Annotated in this window: 14 protein-coding genes and 2 pseudogenes; 15 read left to right on the top strand and 1 reads right to left on the bottom strand. The window is 70.0% G+C overall.

The features are described from left to right. The first annotated feature begins 91 nt into the window (after positions 1-91). The 14 genes and pseudogenes from VGT06_13055 (at position 92) to VGT06_12990 (ending at position 12554) form a co-directional block, all read left to right on the top strand. Positions 92-1342: an NAD(P)/FAD-dependent oxidoreductase gene (locus tag VGT06_13055; GenBank protein ID HEV8664048.1), complete on the top strand. Its 1251-nt coding sequence runs from the start codon at positions 92-94 to the stop codon at positions 1340-1342. A 47-nt stretch (positions 1343-1389) separates the two neighbouring features. Next, entirely contained in the window at positions 1390-2466 is a 1077-nt protein-coding gene (locus tag VGT06_13050; GenBank protein ID HEV8664047.1) for an Mrp/NBP35 family ATP-binding protein, read from the top strand. 81 nt (positions 2467-2547) lie between these two features. Then, positions 2548-3315 (top strand): Fe-S cluster assembly ATPase SufC, encoded by a 768-nt coding sequence (gene sufC, locus VGT06_13045; protein HEV8664046.1) that lies wholly within the window; start codon positions 2548-2550, stop codon positions 3313-3315. Positions 3316-3333: 18 nt separating this feature from the next. Continuing rightward, positions 3334-4677: a Fe-S cluster assembly protein SufD gene (gene sufD, locus VGT06_13040; protein ID HEV8664045.1), complete on the top strand. Its 1344-nt coding sequence runs from the start codon at positions 3334-3336 to the stop codon at positions 4675-4677. After that, positions 4674-5945, top strand: a complete 1272-nt coding sequence (locus VGT06_13035) for a cysteine desulfurase (protein HEV8664044.1) — start codon at positions 4674-4676, stop codon at positions 5943-5945. The genes sufD and VGT06_13035 overlap by 4 nt, the downstream gene beginning before the upstream one ends. After that, positions 5945-6397 carry an SUF system NifU family Fe-S cluster assembly protein gene (locus tag VGT06_13030; protein ID HEV8664043.1) on the top strand — a complete coding sequence of 151 codons (453 nt, stop codon included), beginning with the start codon at positions 5945-5947 and terminating at the stop codon, positions 6395-6397. Before VGT06_13035 ends, VGT06_13030 begins: the two co-directional genes overlap by 1 nt. A gap of 59 nt (positions 6398-6456) precedes the next feature. Then, positions 6457-6783, top strand: coding sequence for an SUF system Fe-S cluster assembly protein (locus VGT06_13025; protein ID HEV8664042.1), 327 nt, complete (start codon positions 6457-6459; stop codon positions 6781-6783). A gap of 64 nt (positions 6784-6847) precedes the next feature. Then, a pseudogene (locus tag VGT06_13020) lies at positions 6848-7063 on the top strand (ferredoxin family protein). Between the two features lie 322 nt (positions 7064-7385). Then, positions 7386-8039 carry a TetR family transcriptional regulator gene (locus VGT06_13015; protein ID HEV8664041.1) on the top strand — a complete coding sequence of 218 codons (654 nt, stop codon included), beginning with the start codon at positions 7386-7388 and terminating at the stop codon, positions 8037-8039. Further along, positions 8036-9172: an HlyD family efflux transporter periplasmic adaptor subunit gene (locus tag VGT06_13010; protein HEV8664040.1), complete on the top strand. Its 1137-nt coding sequence runs from the start codon at positions 8036-8038 to the stop codon at positions 9170-9172. Before VGT06_13015 ends, VGT06_13010 begins: the two co-directional genes overlap by 4 nt. 1 nt (position 9173) lies before the next feature. Further along, positions 9174-10130 (top strand): ABC transporter ATP-binding protein, encoded by a 957-nt coding sequence (locus VGT06_13005; protein ID HEV8664039.1) that lies wholly within the window; start codon positions 9174-9176, stop codon positions 10128-10130. Continuing rightward, complete coding sequence (locus VGT06_13000) at positions 10123-11244, top strand: ABC transporter permease (GenBank protein HEV8664038.1); 1122 nt, start codon at positions 10123-10125, stop codon at positions 11242-11244. The genes VGT06_13005 and VGT06_13000 overlap by 8 nt, the downstream gene beginning before the upstream one ends. A gap of 81 nt (positions 11245-11325) precedes the next feature. Further along, the gene (locus tag VGT06_12995) at positions 11326-11487 is read left to right on the top strand and encodes a hypothetical protein (protein ID HEV8664037.1); all 162 of its coding nucleotides are present in this window, start codon (positions 11326-11328) and stop codon (positions 11485-11487) included. Beyond that, positions 11484-12554, top strand: a complete 1071-nt coding sequence (locus tag VGT06_12990) for a tetratricopeptide repeat protein (protein HEV8664036.1) — start codon at positions 11484-11486, stop codon at positions 12552-12554. The genes VGT06_12995 and VGT06_12990 overlap by 4 nt, the downstream gene beginning before the upstream one ends. Before the next feature lie 1222 nt (positions 12555-13776). Here VGT06_12990 and VGT06_12985 read toward each other — a convergent pair. Then, positions 13777-13980: pseudogene (locus VGT06_12985) on the bottom strand (ferredoxin family protein). Between the two features lie 617 nt (positions 13981-14597). On the opposite strand from VGT06_12985, the gene VGT06_12980 reads away from it, so the two are divergent. Beyond that, positions 14598-15388: ribonucleotide reductase N-terminal alpha domain-containing protein (locus tag VGT06_12980; protein HEV8664035.1), on the top strand; the 791-nt coding region annotated here is incomplete at its 3' end.

Raw genomic sequence — 15388 nt, 5'->3', positions numbered from 1 at the left:
TTTCCCCCGCTGCTGCGGACGCGGCCCATCCCGTGCTGGCCGCGCTGGCCGCCGGCGCCGGGAGCGGGCTCAGCTTCCGGGCGGAGGCGAGATGACGACCCGGCGGGTGGTCATTCTGGGGGCCGGCTTCGGCGGGTTGTTCACCGTGCTCGAGCTGGAGCGCCGGCTCCGCGGGGAAGCGCGCTCGGAGATCCTCCTGCTGGACGCGCGCAACTTCCACCTGTTCTCGCCCATGCTCCACGAGGTCACGTCGGGGAGCGTCGAGCCGCGCCATGTGGTGTGGCCCATCCGCGCCCTCGGCCGCAGGCGGCGGGCCACGTTTGAGCGGAGGGAGGTGCGGGGGATCGATCTGGAGCGGCGGCAGGTCCTCACCGATCGGGGGGAGGTCGCCTACGACTTCCTGGTCATCGCCCTGGGGAGCACGACCAACACCTTCGGCGTCCAGGGGGCCGCGGAGCGGGCCTTCACCTTCAAGACCCTGACGGACGCGGTCAGGCTGCGGAACCACCTCCTGGAAATGTTCGAACAGGCCGACCTGGAAGGGGACCCGGAGCGGCGGCGCCGGCTCCTCACCTTCGTCCTGGTCGGCGCGGGCTGCACGGGGGTGGAGCTGGCGACGGAGATTCGGGACCTGATTCACGGCCCGCTCGCCCGGTGCTACCCCCGGCTCGATGTCCGGGAGGCCCGCGTGGCGGTCCTCGAGGCGACCGGGAGGATCATCCCGTGCGTCAGTGACCGCCTGGCCGCCTTGGGCCTGGAGAAGCTGAAGGGCAAGGGGATCGAGGTCCGCCTGCACGCGCCGGCCGTCCGGGTCAGCGATCTTGGGGTGGAGACGGCCGATGGCCAGATGCTCCCGGCGGCGACCATCATCTGGACGGCGGGGGTGCGGGCGAACCCCGTCGTGGAAGGCCTGCCCGTGGAGAAGGACAAGCTCGGGCGCGCCGCGGTGAATGCGTTCCTGGAGCTGCCTCCATTCCCGGGCGTGTACGTCATCGGGGACGCCGCCCACTGCTGGGATCCCCGCCTCCAGGCCCCCCTCCCCCCCACGGCGCAGGTGGCCGTCCAGCAGGCCCGCTCCGTGGCCCGCAACCTCGCCCGGGAACTGCGGGGGGGAAGCAAGGAGCCCTTCGTCTATCGGCACCGCGGGGACCTGGTCTCCCTGGGGGCCGGGGATGGGGTGGGGGAGATCGCCGGCCTGGCGTTCTCCGGCCTGCCCGCCTGGCTCCTGTGGCGTTCGGTCTTCCTCGCCAAATTGATCGGGTGGAAGAACAGGATCCGGGTCGCCCTGGATTGGCTCATCGCCTCCTGCTTCGCCCGGGACCTCGCCAAGCTGGAATGGTGACGCCGCGCGGAGCCTCGCGGAGCGGCCTGAGGGGAGGAGAGGTAGAGATGGTCACGGAACAGGCGGTGCTGGGGGCGCTCACGACCGTCAGGGACCCGGACCTGCACCGCGACATCGTGTCCCTCGGGTTTATCCGCGACCTGAAAATCGACGGGGGGAAGGTCGCGTTCACCATTGAGCTGACGACCCCCGCCTGCCCGGCCCGCCAGCAGATGGAGGACGCCGCGCGCAGCGCGGTGGCCGCGCTCCCCGGCGTCGAGCAGGTGGAGGTCGCCATGGCCGCTCGCGTGACGACCTCCCACGCCCGTGAGCCGCATTCCCTTCCGGGAATCCGCAACACGGTCGCGGTGGCCAGCGGCAAGGGGGGGGTCGGGAAATCGACCGTGGCGGCCAACCTGGCCGTGGCGCTCATGCGGACGGGGGCGAGGGTCGGCCTCATGGACGCGGATGTGTATGGCCCGTGCATCCCCAAGCTGATGGGTGCCGCTGGCGCCCTGGAGCACGCCCCGGGAGGGAAGGTCGTCCCGCCCCTGGTCCAGGGCGTGAAGATCATGTCCATGGGGTTCTTCCTGCCCAAGAACGACGCCGTGGTCTGGCGGGGACCCATGCTGCACAAGATGATCCAGGAGTTCCTCGGCCGCGTCGACTGGGGGGAGCTGGACTACCTGGTGATTGACCTGCCACCCGGCACGGGCGATGCGCAGCTCAGCCTGTGCCAAACGGTTCCCCTCACCGGTGCCGTGATCGTCTCCACCCCGCAGGACGTGGCCCTCGAGGTGGCCTCCAAGGCCATCCTGATGTTCAAGAAGCTCAAGGTGCCGATCCTGGGGATCGTCGAGAACATGAGCTTCTACCGGTGTCCGCATTGCGGGGAGCGGGAGGACATCTTCGGTCACGGCGGGGCCAGAGAGGCGGGCGAGCAGGCCGGGATTCCGTTCCTGGGCGAGATTCCGCTCGATGTCCGGATCCGGGTGAGGAGCGACGAGGGCAGGCCGGTGGCGCTGGACGGGGCAGACTCGCCCGTGGCCGGCGCGTTCCACGAGGTCGCGGGCCGCCTCGCGGCGCGGATCAGCATCGCGAATGCGGCCTCCCTGGACAGCGAGCCGGCCGTGGTGATACACTAAGTCCGCGGAAGATTTGGGCTGGCAGGAGCAGACCGGGGAAGGGCTGAACGCCTCCTCAACGATTCGCCAAAAGGATACGGCATGCTAGAGATCAAAAACCTGCACGTGAAGGTCGGCAACCACGTGATCCTGAAGGGGATTGACCTGAAGGTGAACGCTGGCGAGGTGCACTCGATCATGGGCCCGAACGGTTCGGGCAAGAGCACGCTGGCGCAGGTCCTGGCCGGGCGGGAGACGTACGAGGTCACCGAGGGGGAGGTGCTCTACGAGGGGAAGAACCTCCTGGACATGGCGCCGGAGGATCGCGCCCGGGAGGGAGTCTTCATGGCCTTCCAGTACCCGGTGGAGATCCCGGGCGTCAGCAGCGCCTACTTCCTGAAGGCGGGCCTCAACGCGATCCGGAAGCACCGCGGCCTCGAGGAATTGGACGCCATGGATTTCCTCGCACTCGTCAAGGAGAAGATTAAGCTCCTCGGGATGGACGAGCGCCTCTTGCACCGCTCGGTCAACGAGGGCTTCTCGGGCGGCGAGAAGAAGCGGAACGAGGTCTTCCAGATGGCGGTGCTGGAGCCGAAGCTGGCCATCCTGGACGAGACCGATTCCGGCCTGGACATCGACGCGCTGAAGATCGTCGCGAACGGCGTCGAGGCGCTCCGGAGCCCGGAGCGCGCCATCATCGTCGTCACCCACTACCAGCGGATCCTCAACTACATCGTCCCCGACTCCGTGCACGTGCTGGTGGACGGCCGGATCGTCCGATCGGGGGGCAAGGAACTGGCCCTGGAGCTCGAGGAGAGGGGCTACACCTGGGTCGAGGCGGAGGCCCGGACCGGGCCGGCGAAGCACTAAACGGGACGGATCGAGACGGTGACGGCGGGGACGCAAGCGCAGAACAGCTACCTGGACCGGTTCGCCCGGTTCGAGCGGGAGGCCGGCGCCGGCGGTCCATCCTGGCTGGATCCGATCCGGCGGGCGGCGATCGCCCGGTTCGCCGAACTGGGCTTCCCGACCACCCAGGATGAGGACTGGCGGTTCACCAGCGTCGCGGCGATCGCCCAGACCCCCTTCGGGCTCGCCCGGGACGAGCGCGTCGAGGTGGCCCCCCGCGCGATTGAGGCATTCACGTTCCCGGGCCTGGCATGCACCCGGCTCGTCTTCGTGAACGGCCGCTATGCCCCGCGGCTGTCCTCGGGGCGGCCGCTGCCGGACGGGGTGACGGTCGGCAGCCTCGCCCAGGCGCTCTCGGCAGACCCGGGCTTCCTCGAGCCCCACCTGGCCCGGTACGCCGACTACCACCACGATGCCTTTTCGGCCCTCAACACCGCCTTCATGGAGGACGGGGCCTTCGTGCACATTCCCAGGGGAAGGGTGCTCGAGGAGCCGGTCCACCTCCTGTACGTCTCGACCACGACCGCCGCCCCGACCATGACCCACCCGCGCAACCTGATCGTGGCGGGGGACAGCAGTGAGGCGACCCTCGTGGAGGATTACGTTTCGCTCGGCGAGGGGGTCTCCTTCTCGAACGTGGTGACGGAAGTGGTGGCCGGCGAGGGGAGCGTGTTGAGCCACTGCCTCCTCGAGCGGGAGGGGAAGCAGGCGTTCAACGTCTCCACCCTCCGGATCCAGCAGGGCCGCAGCAGCAGCGTGGCGTCGCACTCGGTGCTGGTGGGCGGGGCGCTGGTGCGGAACAACATCCATCCGATCCTGGCGGGAGAGGGGGGGGACTGTCTGATCAACGGCTTGTTCCTGGCAACGGGCCGGCAGCACATGGACAACTACATGAGGGTCGAACACGTGAGCCCGCGTTGCGACAGCCGGCAGTTCTACAACGGCATCCTGGACGGCCAGTCGCGGGGCGTCTTTCACGGTCGGATCATCGTGCACAAGGACGCACAGAAGACCGACGCCAAGCAGACCAACCGGAACCTGCTGCTCTCCGAGGACGCCCAGATCGACACCAAGCCCCAGCTGGAGATCTACGCCGACGACGTGAAGTGCACCCACGGCGCCACCATCGGCCAGATCAACAAGGACGCGATCTTCTACTTGCGCTCTCGCGGCGTCGGGGAGGAGGCGGCCCGCGCCCTCTTGCTCTTCGCCTTTGCGAGCGAGAGCCTGGAGCGCATCAAGGTTGAGCCCATCCGCAGAACCCTGGGGGCGCTCGTCAAGGAGTGGTTGCCTCAGGGGAGACTGCTGGAGGAGGTCCGATGACGACCGCCGGCCGCACCCTCAGGGAGAAGGTTCCCCCGGACGGGCTGACCGGATTCGACGTCGAGAAGGTCAGGCGGGACTTCCCGATCCTGCGGGAGACGCCCCGCGGCAAGCCGCTGGTCTACCTCGACAACGCCGCCACCAGCCAGAAGCCGCAGGGGGTGATCGACACCCTCACCCGGTACTACCGGGCGGAGAACGCGAACATCCACCGGGGGATCCACTTCCTGAGCGAGCGGGCCACGGAGGCCTACGAGGGGGCGCGGGCCGCCGTGGCTCGCTTCCTGAACGCCGCCGAGCCGCGGGAAATCGTCTTCGTTCGCAGCACGACCGAGGCGATCAACCTGGTGGCCCAGAGCCACGTCCGTCCGGGCCTGAGGCCGGGGGACGAGGTCGTGATCTCCGCCATGGAGCACCACTCGAACATCGTCCCCTGGCAGATCGTCTGCGAGCAGGCGGGGGCGGCCCTGCGCGTGGCGCCGATCAACGACGCGGGAGAGCTGGTCCTCGAGGAGTACGAGCGGCTGCTAGGTCCCCGGACGAAGTTCGTCGCGCTGGTCCACGTCTCCAACGCGCTGGGGACGATTACCCCGGTCAGGCGGATCGTCGAGCTGGCCCACAGCCGGGGCATCCCGGTGCTCCTGGACGGGGCCCAGGCGGCGCCCCGCCTCCCCGTGGACGTGCGAGCGCTGGACTGCGACTTCTACGCCTTCTCCGGGCACAAGGCCTACGGCCCCACCGGGATCGGTGTTCTGTACGGCAAGGCCCCCCTCCTCGAGGCCATGCCGCCGTACCAGGGCGGCGGGGACATGATCCTCTCGGTCACCTTCGAGAAGACCCTCTATAATGTGATCCCGTTCAAGTTCGAAGCCGGGACCCCACACATCGCCGGCGGCATCGGTCTCGGTGCCGCGATCGTGTACTTGACCGGCATCGGCCTGGACCGGATCGCCGCGTATGAGCACGGGCTGCTGGCCTACGCGACGGAGCGGGTGGCTGCGGTCCCAGGCGTTCGGCTCATTGGGACGGCGCAGGAGAAGGCGGGGATCCTCGCCTTCGTGGTGGACGGCGTCCACGCGCACGACGTCGGCACGATCCTCGACCAGGAGGGGATCGCGATTCGGACGGGCCATCACTGTGCCCAGCCGGTGCTGCAGCGCTTCGGGGTGCCCGCCACCGCGCGGGCGTCGCTGGCCTTCTATAACACCCAGGCGGAGATCGACGCCCTCGCGGCGGCGCTCTACAAGGTTCGGGAGCTGTTCGGCTGATGTCGGACCTGCGCGAGCTGTACCAGCAGGTGATCCTCGACCACAACAGGCAGCCGCGCAACTTCCGCAAGCTCGAGGGAGCGAACCGCACCGCGGAGGGGCACAATCCGCTCTGCGGCGACCAGATCACCCTCTACCTCCGGCTGGAGAACGGGGTGATCGGCGACGTCAGCTTTCAAGGGTCGGGATGCGCGATTTCCAAGGCCTCCGCCTCGCTGATGACCGCGAGCGTGAAAGGGAAGACCCAGACCGAGGCCGAGGCCCTCTTCCACACCTTCCACACAATGGTCGCCGGCGAGCCGGACCCGGCCTTCGATCCAGAGCAACTGGGGAAGCTGGCGGCCTTCTCCGGCGTGCGCGAATTCCCGGTTCGGGTCAAGTGTGCCACCCTCCCGTGGCACACCCTGCGCGCCGCGCTGGAGGGGAGGGGGGAGAGAATCTCAACGGAATAGGCCCGCCGCCGTCGAACCGGCGCGCAGGGGGCCGGCCCCGCGGGGCCGAGTGGGTGCCCATGGACATCACCAACATGAACAGCGCGCTCCTCGAGGCCCAGATCATTGAGGCGCTCCGGACCTGCTATGATCCGGAGATCCCCGTCAACATCTACGAGTTGGGCCTCATCTACGAGGTCAAGGTGGAGCCCTCGGGGGCAGTGGGGATCCGGATGACCCTCACCTCGCCTAATTGTCCGGCAGCGGGCTCGCTCCCCGGGGAAGTACGGGACAAGGTGCGGGCCGTCCCTGGCGTGACCGACGCGAAGGTCGAGGTGGTCTGGGATCCCCCGTGGGACCCGAGCCGGATGTCTGAGGTGGCCAAGCTGGAACTCGGCATGATGTGACGCCTCCCGAGCGAGGAGCGCGACCCACAGCATGCGAGCCCTGGCGGAAGCCGGGGGGAATGCGATGACGTATATCGTCACCGAGCCGTGCATCGGCGTGAAGGACCACTCCTGCGTGGACGTCTGCCCGGTGGACTGCTTCTACGAGGGGGAGGATCAGCTGCTCATCCATCCCGACGAGTGCATCGACTGCGCGGCCTGCGAGCCGGAATGCCCGGTGGATGCCATCTTCGCGGAGAGCGACGTGCCCGCGCAGTGGAAGGACTACATCGCCAAGCATACCCATGCCTTCCGGGGGAACGTCCACCCCCCCCACGCGCCCTTCCGGGAGAAGTGGGAGGCCGGGAGGGACGCGGAAGGCAGCCCGGCCCACCTCTACTACCAGCACTACCGCAAGCCGTAGGCGCGCGCCCGCCGGCGCCCCGCCCGCATCTGCGGAGCCGACTCTTTCTCCGACGCGATCCCGCGGCAGCAGGCCCGAACCCCTCGTCGCTTCCCCTGCCTGGACGGCGGCGGGGAGCCCCGGGGGAAAAATCCTCTTGACACACCTCCGTATGCGACCTATGGTCATGTATGAGTCACGGTCATATATGGAGGAACCGATGCCCCTGGCATCCCCGACGCCTCCCACGGCCCCCCGACGTCCCCTCCCCCTCAGCCGCCGCGCCCGCCGCCGGGCGGAGACCCGGGCCCGCATCCTCCGGGCGGCCCTCGGCCTCTTCGCCCGGCAGGGGTTCTTTGCCACCACCGTCGAGCAGATCACCGAGGCGGCCGACGTGGGGAAGGGGACCTTCTTCAACTACTTTCCCAGCAAGGAACACGTCCTGGCCGGCTTTGGCGAGATGCAGCTCCGCAGGCTTCGCACCGCCCTCGGCGCCTCCCCGCACGACGCGGAGCCGGCCCGCGAGGCATTCCGCCGGCTCCTCTACGCGCTCGCGGAGGAGCCGGGACGCAGTCCGGCGCTGGTCCGGAGCCTGCTGGTGGCCAACCTGTCGAGCGAGCCGGTCCGCCAGCTCATGCGCCGCAATCTGGAGCGGGGCCGGCGGCTGCTGGCGCAACGGGTGGCGACCGGCCAGCGGCGGGGCGAGATTCGCCGCGACCGCGACCCGGCGGAACTGGCCCGCCTCTTCCAGCAGACCTTCTTCGGCGCCATCCTCCTGTGGGCGCTGCACCCACCCTCCCGGCTGGCCGGGTGGCTGGAGCCCACCTTCGAGCTGTTCTGGGCCGGCATCGCCGCCCGGGGGAGCCGCGCATGACGTGGAGATGGCCCGCCGCGCTGGCAGCGGCCGCCGTGGTCACGGCAGGCGTCGGGGTCTATCTGGGCGCCCTCGGGCGCGGCGACGGCCTGGAGGGCTCGGGGACGGTCGAGGCGCGCAACATCTCCGTGGGGTCGAAGATCGGCGGGCGCGTCCTCGCGGTGCACGTGCGGGAGGGCGACCAGGTAGCGGCCGGGGACCCCCTGGTGACCTTCGAGGACGAGGAGCTGCTGGCGGCGGTGGAGCAGGCGCGGGCGGCCGTGGCGGAAGCCCGGGCGAATCTCCAGAAGATGGAGCGCGGCTACCGGCCGGAGGAGATCGCCGAAGCCCGCGCGAACGCCGCGCGGGCGCGGGCCGAACTCGAAGAGGCCCGAAGCGGGTACCGCTCCGAGCAGGTGGCGCAGGCCCGGGCGGACGTGGAGCGGGCGCGGGCCGAGGCGGTGAACGCCGAGCGGACCTACCGGCGCGCGGAGCAGCTCGCGGCTGAAGGGGCGGTCTCCCGGCAGCAGCAGGACGACGCCGAGGCCACCTGGAAGATGGCGGTCGCGCGACTCCAGAGCGCTGAGCAGCGGCTCACCGAGCTGGAGCGCGGCTTCCGCGCCGAACAGGTCGCGGCGGCACAGGCGCGCTATGACCAGGCCGAAGCGGTCCGGGAGCGGACGGAGCGGGGCTTCCGGGTGGAGGAGGTGGCCGCGGCCCGGGCGGAGGTGGCCCGGGCGGAGGCGGCGCTTCGCGAGGCGCAGGCCCGCCACCGGGAGCGTGAGGTGCTGGCCCCCGCTGCCGCGATGGTGGAGGTGCTGGACGTCCGCCCGGGAGACCTGGTCCCTCCCAACACGCCCATCGCGACGCTGCTGGAGCGGGACCAGCTCTACGTCCGCATCTACATCCCGGAGACCCGCATCGGCCACGTGCGCGTGGGCCAGCAGGCTGAGGTGCGCGTGGATTCCTTCCCGGGCCAGGTGTTCGCGGCCGAGGTTGAGCAGATCAACCAGAAGGCCGAGTTCCTCCCCCGCAACGTGCAGACGCGGGAGGAACGGGTCCATCAGGTCTTCGGCGTGAAGCTCCGCATTCATGACCGGGAGCAGCGCATCCGGGCCGGCATGGCCGCGGACGTGAAGCTCCTCGAGCGCTGAGATGGCTGCCATCCGCACGGAGAATCTGACGCGCCGCTTCGGCGAGTTCACCGCCGTGGATCGGGTGACCCTGCGCGTGGAGCCGGGCGAGGTCTTCGGCTTCCTGGGGCCCAACGGCAGCGGCAAGACGACGGTGATCAAGATGCTGACCGGCCTCTTGCCGGTGAGCGGCGGCGCCGCCTGGGTGGATGGACTGGACGTCCGGACCGATGCGGAACGGGTCCGGGAGCGGATCGGCTACATGTCGCAACGGTTCAGCCTCTACGACGACCTCACCGTGGCGGAGAACCTCCAGTTCTACGGGCGGATCTACGGCCTCTCCCCGGCCGAACTGCGCCGGCGGGTGGAGGAGGTGGTTGCCCTGAACGGGCTCGCGCCCTTCCTCGGCCGGCAGGCCGGCAGGCTCTCCGGGGGCTTCAAGCAGCGCCTGGCGCTGGCGTGCGCCATGCTCCACGAGCCCCGGATCCTCTTCCTGGACGAGCCGACCGCCGGGATCGACCCAGTGGCCCGGCGGCAGCTCTGGGACCTGCTCTTCGAGCTGTCCGGGCAGGGCATCACGTTCTTCGTCACCACCCACTACATGGATGAGGCCGAGCGCTGCAGCCATGTGGCCTACATCTATTTCTCGCGGCTGATCGCCGACGGGACCCCGGAGGCGCTGAAGGCCCTGCCCGAGGTCAACCCGCCCGGGGCGCGCCGGGTGGAGATCACCGCCCCCGAGATCACCCGGGCCCTCCGGCTGGCCCGGGCGATCCCGGGAATCCGGAACGCGACGGTCTTCGGCCAGGCAATCCATGCTCTGGTTGACGAGCAGGTCGACCTGGCGGCGATACAGGCGGAGCTGACCCGCGGGGGGATCCGGGTGGGCGAGATCCGCCCCCTGGCCCCGAGCCTCGAAGACGTCTTCGTGGAGCTGACGCTCCAACGGCAGGCGGAGCGGGAGGCAGCCCATGCCTAACCTGCTCCGAGGGTTCGGCGCCGTCCTCTACAAGGAATCCCTCCACGTCCGCCGCGACACCACGGCGCTGCTCTTCGCCCTGATCATGCCGATCCTGCAGATGGTCATCCTGGGCTTCGCCATCGACACCAATGTGCGCCAGATCAAGACGGTGGTCTACGACGAGAACGGGGGGCGGGAGGCGCGGGAGCTGGTGGACCGGCTGCGCAACTCGGACACCTTCCGCGTGGTCGGCTATGTCTCCTCGGACCGGGAGCTGAACGAAGCGATCGTCGGCGGGCGGGCCAAGGTGGGAGTGAAGATCCCGGTGGACTACTCCGCCCGGCTGCTCGACCGGGAGACCGCCCAGGTGCTCGTCCTGATCGACGGGTCCGACTCCTCGGTGGCGGCCCAGGCCCTGAACGTCTCCGGGGCCATCGGCCTCGACGAGTCCCTTCGGCGCCTGCTTCTGCCGCGGCAGGCCCTGCCCGTGGAGGTCCGGCCCAAACTCCTCTTCAATCCGGACTCGCGCTCCCCGAACTTCTTCCTGCCCGGCCTGATGGCGGTCCTCCTGCTGTTCGTCACCACCTTCCTCACCGCCTTCTCCATCGTCCGGGAGAAGGAGCGGGGAACGCTCGAGCAACTCTTCGTCACGCCGGTCCGGCCGCTGGGCCTCCTGCTGGGGAAGATCGCCCCGTACTTCGCGATCGGGTTCCTGGAGTTGTGTGCCATCCTGTTCTTCATGCGGACCGTCTTCCAGGTCCCGATCCACGGCGACGTCTTCCTCCTCCTCGCCCTCTCCCTCCCGTACCTCTTCGTGGCGCTGTCCCTGGGGATGCTGATCTCGACGAAGGCGCACTCGCAGGCGGAGGCGATGCAGCTCGCGCTCATGACGATGCTCCCCAGCATCTTCTTCTCCGGGTACATCTTCCCGCGGGAGACCATGCCTCTCCCCTTCTACCTGCTGAGCTTCGGCGTGCCCGCGACGTACTTCGTCAACATCACCCGGGGGATCATCCTGCGCGGGGCCGGACTCGTGCACCTGTGGGCGGACGCGCTGGTCCTGGTGGGGATGGGGCTCATGCTCCTGCTGGTGGCCGCCAAGCGCTTCGAGAAAAAGATCATCGCCGCCTAGGCGCGCCGCCCCTGTGCGCGGCGGCCGCCGCAGCGGGGCCGGCACCCCCGCGAGAGCCGGCCCGGAGGATCACCCGTGTGGATGGCCGGGAGGACCCTGCAGCTCCTTGGGATGGGGAATCTGCTGGTGGGCCTCTACGTGGGGCTGACGGAGGAGGGCGGGATGGGGCCCGAGCTCGCGCTCCTGGGGGTCGGGTCGGCCCTGTTCCTCTTGGGCCGCTTCCTGGAGGGGCGGGTCCGATGAGGGGGGCCCGCCGGCCGATCGCGCTTGGGGCGGTTGTCGCGCTCCTCGCGGCCACCCTGGGGGCCTTGCCGGGGAACACCGCCGAGTCCCCGGTCGAGGCCGCCTTTGCCCGCGCGGAGCAGCTCGCCCGGGCCGGGCAGAGCACCGCGGCCCAGGCGGCCCTCCGCGAGGTGCTCCGGCTGGACCCGGCTCACCCGCGCGCCCCGGAGCGCCTCCGCGAGCTCTACGGGCGGGGTCTGGCGCCCGCCCAGGCCATCGCCGCCCTCGAGGCGGAGGCCCGGGCGGATCCGGCCGATCCCATCTCCTGGAATCTCCTCGGAGTCCTGTACGGGAAAGACCGGCGCTGGGATGAGGCGCTGGCCGCCTTCCGGGCGGCGCTGGCCGCCGAGCCGCGGGCTGCCGACGCCCAGGCGAACATCGGCTGGGTCTACCTGGAAATCCAGCGGAGTGCCGATGCGCTGCGGGCCTTCGAGGCGGCCCTGCACCTGCAACCGGAGCTCGCCCGCGCCCACGCCGGATACGGGGCGGCCGTGGCCGAGACGCGGGGGGAATTCGAGGCCGCCCTCGCCTCCTACCGGCAGGCCCTGCTCCTCGATCCCGGCAACCCCGCCTACCTCAATGACCTGGGCTGGCTCGCCTACAAGATGGGGCGGGTCGAGGAGGCGGTAGCGGCCCTGCGGCGGGCCGCCGCCGGCCGCCCGGAAAACCCCCTCATCCTGACCAACCTCGGGCTCGCCTATCTGAAGGCGGGGGAAAACGCGAGGGCCACCGAGGTCTTCTCGGTGGCCCACCGGGTGGATCCGCGCTACCCGCTGGCGCTCTACGGCCTTGCCAAGGCCGCCGCGGAGCGCGGGGACCATGCCGCCGCCGCAGAGGCCTACTGGCAGGCCTGGCGGGAGAGTGGCCACGACATCTACGCCGTCCTCTGGGCGACCGCCGCCCTCCGGGTCCACTGGGTGGCGGCCACGCTGAGCCTCCTCCTCGGGCTGGCGGGCCTCGGCGGGGCCGTCGCCTTCCTCCTGCGCGCCCGCCGCCCGGCCCCGTCCGTCACTTCTTCTTTGCCGTGATCTCCTGCAGGAGCTTCTGGACGGCCGCCAGGTGCGGCGACCGGAGCTGCTCCAGCCTCTTGCGCCGCTTCGCCTTCAGGGAGTTCGCCCCGAACTCCCGGGGCATCAGGGCTGCCATCGCCTCCGCCTCCAGGTGGGCCCGCCGGACCTTCCAGAGGGCGTAGAGGCCGAAGGGGAGGATCAGGGCGGCGACGGTGTTGAAGCCGAGGAAGGGCATGATGGCCTCGGGGCGGAAGGGGGCCTGAAGGAAGTCCTGCAGCGTCGGGTTGGGCTCCAGGAAGACGAACTTGAAGGCATACAGGACCCCGAGGGCAGCGGAGAGCCCGGCCATGCCGAAGGCGAAGAGACCCCCGGGCAGGCTCTCCTTCGCCCGGGCCCGCTGGGCCTTCACCTGCTCCTGCAGCTCCACCTTGGCGATGGAGTCCAGGATCCCGTTGCTCAGCTCCAGCTTCTGCCGGAGGATGATGTCCTTTCGCTCCAGCTCGCGGATCTCGAAGGTGGGCTTGCCCAACGCGCGGGCGATCTCCTCCTGCAATGCGAGGGCCACCTGCTCGGCCCGCATGAGCTCCGCCCGGTCGGGCCGGATCTTCCCGGAGATCATGTCCACCAGGGTGTAGAGGACGAGCTTGCCCTGCGTGAAGGTGTTGGGCCCCGCCGGCGCGGCTGCGGCGGCCTCCGCCGCCGGGGTCGCAGCCTTGGCTGCTGCCTGCGCCTGCGGGGCCGGCTTAGGGCGGTCGGGCTTCTCCGTCGGCTTGCCCTCCGCTCTCGGGGCAGCCGGGGCCGCCGCCTGGCCCGCGAGGATCCGGACGACCGCCGCGGCCGCCTCGGCGGCCTGGGCCGCCGCCGCCGCGGCGTTCGCGGCGGCTTCGGCCGCGAGGGCCAGCGCCCCCTCGAGCCCCATGACCTCCCCGGGAGCGACCCTCGAGACGGTGACCCGGGGGGCGGCCGGGGCGGGCGGAGCGGCTGCCGGCGGGGGCGGCGCAGGCGCAGCCGGCCTGGGTTCTGCCTTGGCGGCCGGGGCGGGCGCCGCTGCTGCGGCGGGTCTTGCCTCGGCTTTCGGTGCGGCGGCCGCGGCGGGCGCAGCCGCCATGCCTGCCTTGGCCGCGGCGTCCGGCGGCCAGGGGGCAGCGTTCGGCCCCATCCCGCCGGCACCGATCTCGGCACTCCCCTTCGCTGGTATCACCCCCGGATTGGCTGCGACGAAGTCCACCTGCTTCTGGATGTAGGACTTCCACTGATCGGGAACGTCCGCCTCCGTGAAGATGGCGTCCACCGGGCAGACCGGCTCGCAGGCGGCGCAGTCAATGCACTCGTCCGGGTTGATGTAGAGCTGGTCCGCGCCCTCGTAGAAGCAGGCCACGGGGCAGACGTCCACGCAGGCGCGGTCCTTTACGCCGATACAAGGTTCGGCCACCACATAGGTCATACAGGGTCCTCCTTGGAAGCGGGAAGGGGTCTTTAAAGGGGTCTCTAGACGATCAACGCCTCAGCGGAAGATTGCTCTCCGGGTCTCGGCCAAGCCGCCGTGGCAGCAGCGACTATGGACTTTTATTATTGCCATACCGTCCTCTCGGGCGCAACCGTATTCTGGAGAGCTGCGCGGGGGCGCGACGGTCGCACGCGTGATGCGCGGGAGAGGCGGGAGCCGGCGGTGGAGCCGGCCCGGGGGGGAGGGCCGAGCCTCGCGATGGTGCCGCGCCGCCGGAGCGAGCGAGGCCCCGATGGAGCTCGCGGCCCTCCGGGAGCGCGTCCCAACCGCTCCAGGGAGGCTCCCCCTCGTGACTTACCGGAAGCGAGCGTATCCGGAACTGATGTTTGGCTCTCTTCGTCTTGCAATTTTTTCCTTGACACGCTACAATATCTTGTATAGGAATCCCGCCGCAAGCACTAATCCTTGAGGTTCTTCGGCTCGATTCCACAGCGTAACTCCCCGAAAACGAGGTGGTCCGGGCCCTAACCCGGGCAGGAGGAGCCCCGATGCCCCCTAATCCGGCGACACAGCCTGCGGCGGCGCGGACCAACGGGGATACTCCGGTTCCGGCCATGCGGCCGCTCCGGCCCGGGACGTGGAGCGAGTCCGCGCTCCGGGTCCTGCGGGAGCGCTACCTGGCGCGCGACGGGAAGGCCGTCCTGGAGACCCCGGAGGAGATGTGCTGGCGGGTGGCGGCCTGCATCGCCCAGGCGGAGGGGAAGTACGGGAAGACTGCCGAGCAGGTGGAGGCGATCGCCCAGCAATTCTACGATCTCATGGTGGATTCCATCTTCCTGCCCAACTCGCCCACCCTGATGAACGCGGGGAAGGAGAACGGCCTGCAGTACTCCGCGTGCTATGTCCTGCCGGTCGGCGACTCCATGGAGGAGATCTTCGAGGCCGTGAAGGCAGCGGCCATAATTCATAAAAGTGGAGGCGGCACCGGCTTCGCCTTCTCCCGGCTGCGGCCGAAGGACGCGCTGGTACGGTCCACGGGCGGCAGGGCCAGCGGGCCTGTCTCCTTCCTGCGCGTCTTCAACGGGGCCACCGAGGCGGTGAAGCAAGGGGGCACCCGGCGCGGCGCCAACATGGGCATCCTCCGAGTGGACCATCCGGACATCCTGGAGTTCATCGAGTCGAAGCTAGACGGGGGCATCACCAACTTCAACATCTCGGTGGCCATCACTGACCGGTTCATGGAGGCCCTGCAGTCGGACGGGGAGTACGACCTCGTGGAGCCCCACACCGGCGCCGCGACGGGGCGCCTGCGGGCCCGGGAGGTCTTCGACCGGATCGTCCAGGCCGCGTGGAAAACGGGGGACCCGGGCCTCTTCTTCGTGGACCGGTGCAATGCTGGGCGGGC

The organism is Candidatus Methylomirabilis sp., from assembly GCA_036000645.1.
Classification (GTDB): domain Bacteria; phylum Methylomirabilota; class Methylomirabilia; order Methylomirabilales; family JACPAU01; genus JACPAU01.
This window is presented reverse-complemented; position numbering and strand designations above follow the sequence as displayed.

What these genes read in the sequence shown, in the direction of transcription:
- VGT06_13055 (HEV8664048.1), top strand. Translation starts at nt 92, where the DNA reads ATGACGACCCGGCGGGTGGTCATTCTGGGGGCCGGCTTCGGCGGGTTG.
- VGT06_13050 (HEV8664047.1), top strand. Translation starts at nt 1,390, where the DNA reads ATGGTCACGGAACAGGCGGTGCTGGGGGCGCTCACGACCGTCAGGGAC.
- sufC (HEV8664046.1), top strand. Translation starts at nt 2,548, where the DNA reads ATGCTAGAGATCAAAAACCTGCACGTGAAGGTCGGCAACCACGTGATC.
- VGT06_13035 (HEV8664044.1), top strand. Translation starts at nt 4,674, where the DNA reads ATGACGACCGCCGGCCGCACCCTCAGGGAGAAGGTTCCCCCGGACGGG.
- VGT06_13030 (HEV8664043.1), top strand. Translation starts at nt 5,945, where the DNA reads ATGTCGGACCTGCGCGAGCTGTACCAGCAGGTGATCCTCGACCACAAC.
- VGT06_13025 (HEV8664042.1), top strand. Translation starts at nt 6,457, where the DNA reads ATGGACATCACCAACATGAACAGCGCGCTCCTCGAGGCCCAGATCATT.
- VGT06_13015 (HEV8664041.1), top strand. Translation starts at nt 7,386, where the DNA reads ATGCCCCTGGCATCCCCGACGCCTCCCACGGCCCCCCGACGTCCCCTC.
- VGT06_13010 (HEV8664040.1), top strand. Translation starts at nt 8,036, where the DNA reads ATGACGTGGAGATGGCCCGCCGCGCTGGCAGCGGCCGCCGTGGTCACG.
- VGT06_13005 (HEV8664039.1), top strand. Translation starts at nt 9,174, where the DNA reads ATGGCTGCCATCCGCACGGAGAATCTGACGCGCCGCTTCGGCGAGTTC.
- VGT06_13000 (HEV8664038.1), top strand. Translation starts at nt 10,123, where the DNA reads ATGCCTAACCTGCTCCGAGGGTTCGGCGCCGTCCTCTACAAGGAATCC.
- VGT06_12995 (HEV8664037.1), top strand. Translation starts at nt 11,326, where the DNA reads ATGGCCGGGAGGACCCTGCAGCTCCTTGGGATGGGGAATCTGCTGGTG.
- VGT06_12990 (HEV8664036.1), top strand. Translation starts at nt 11,484, where the DNA reads ATGAGGGGGGCCCGCCGGCCGATCGCGCTTGGGGCGGTTGTCGCGCTC.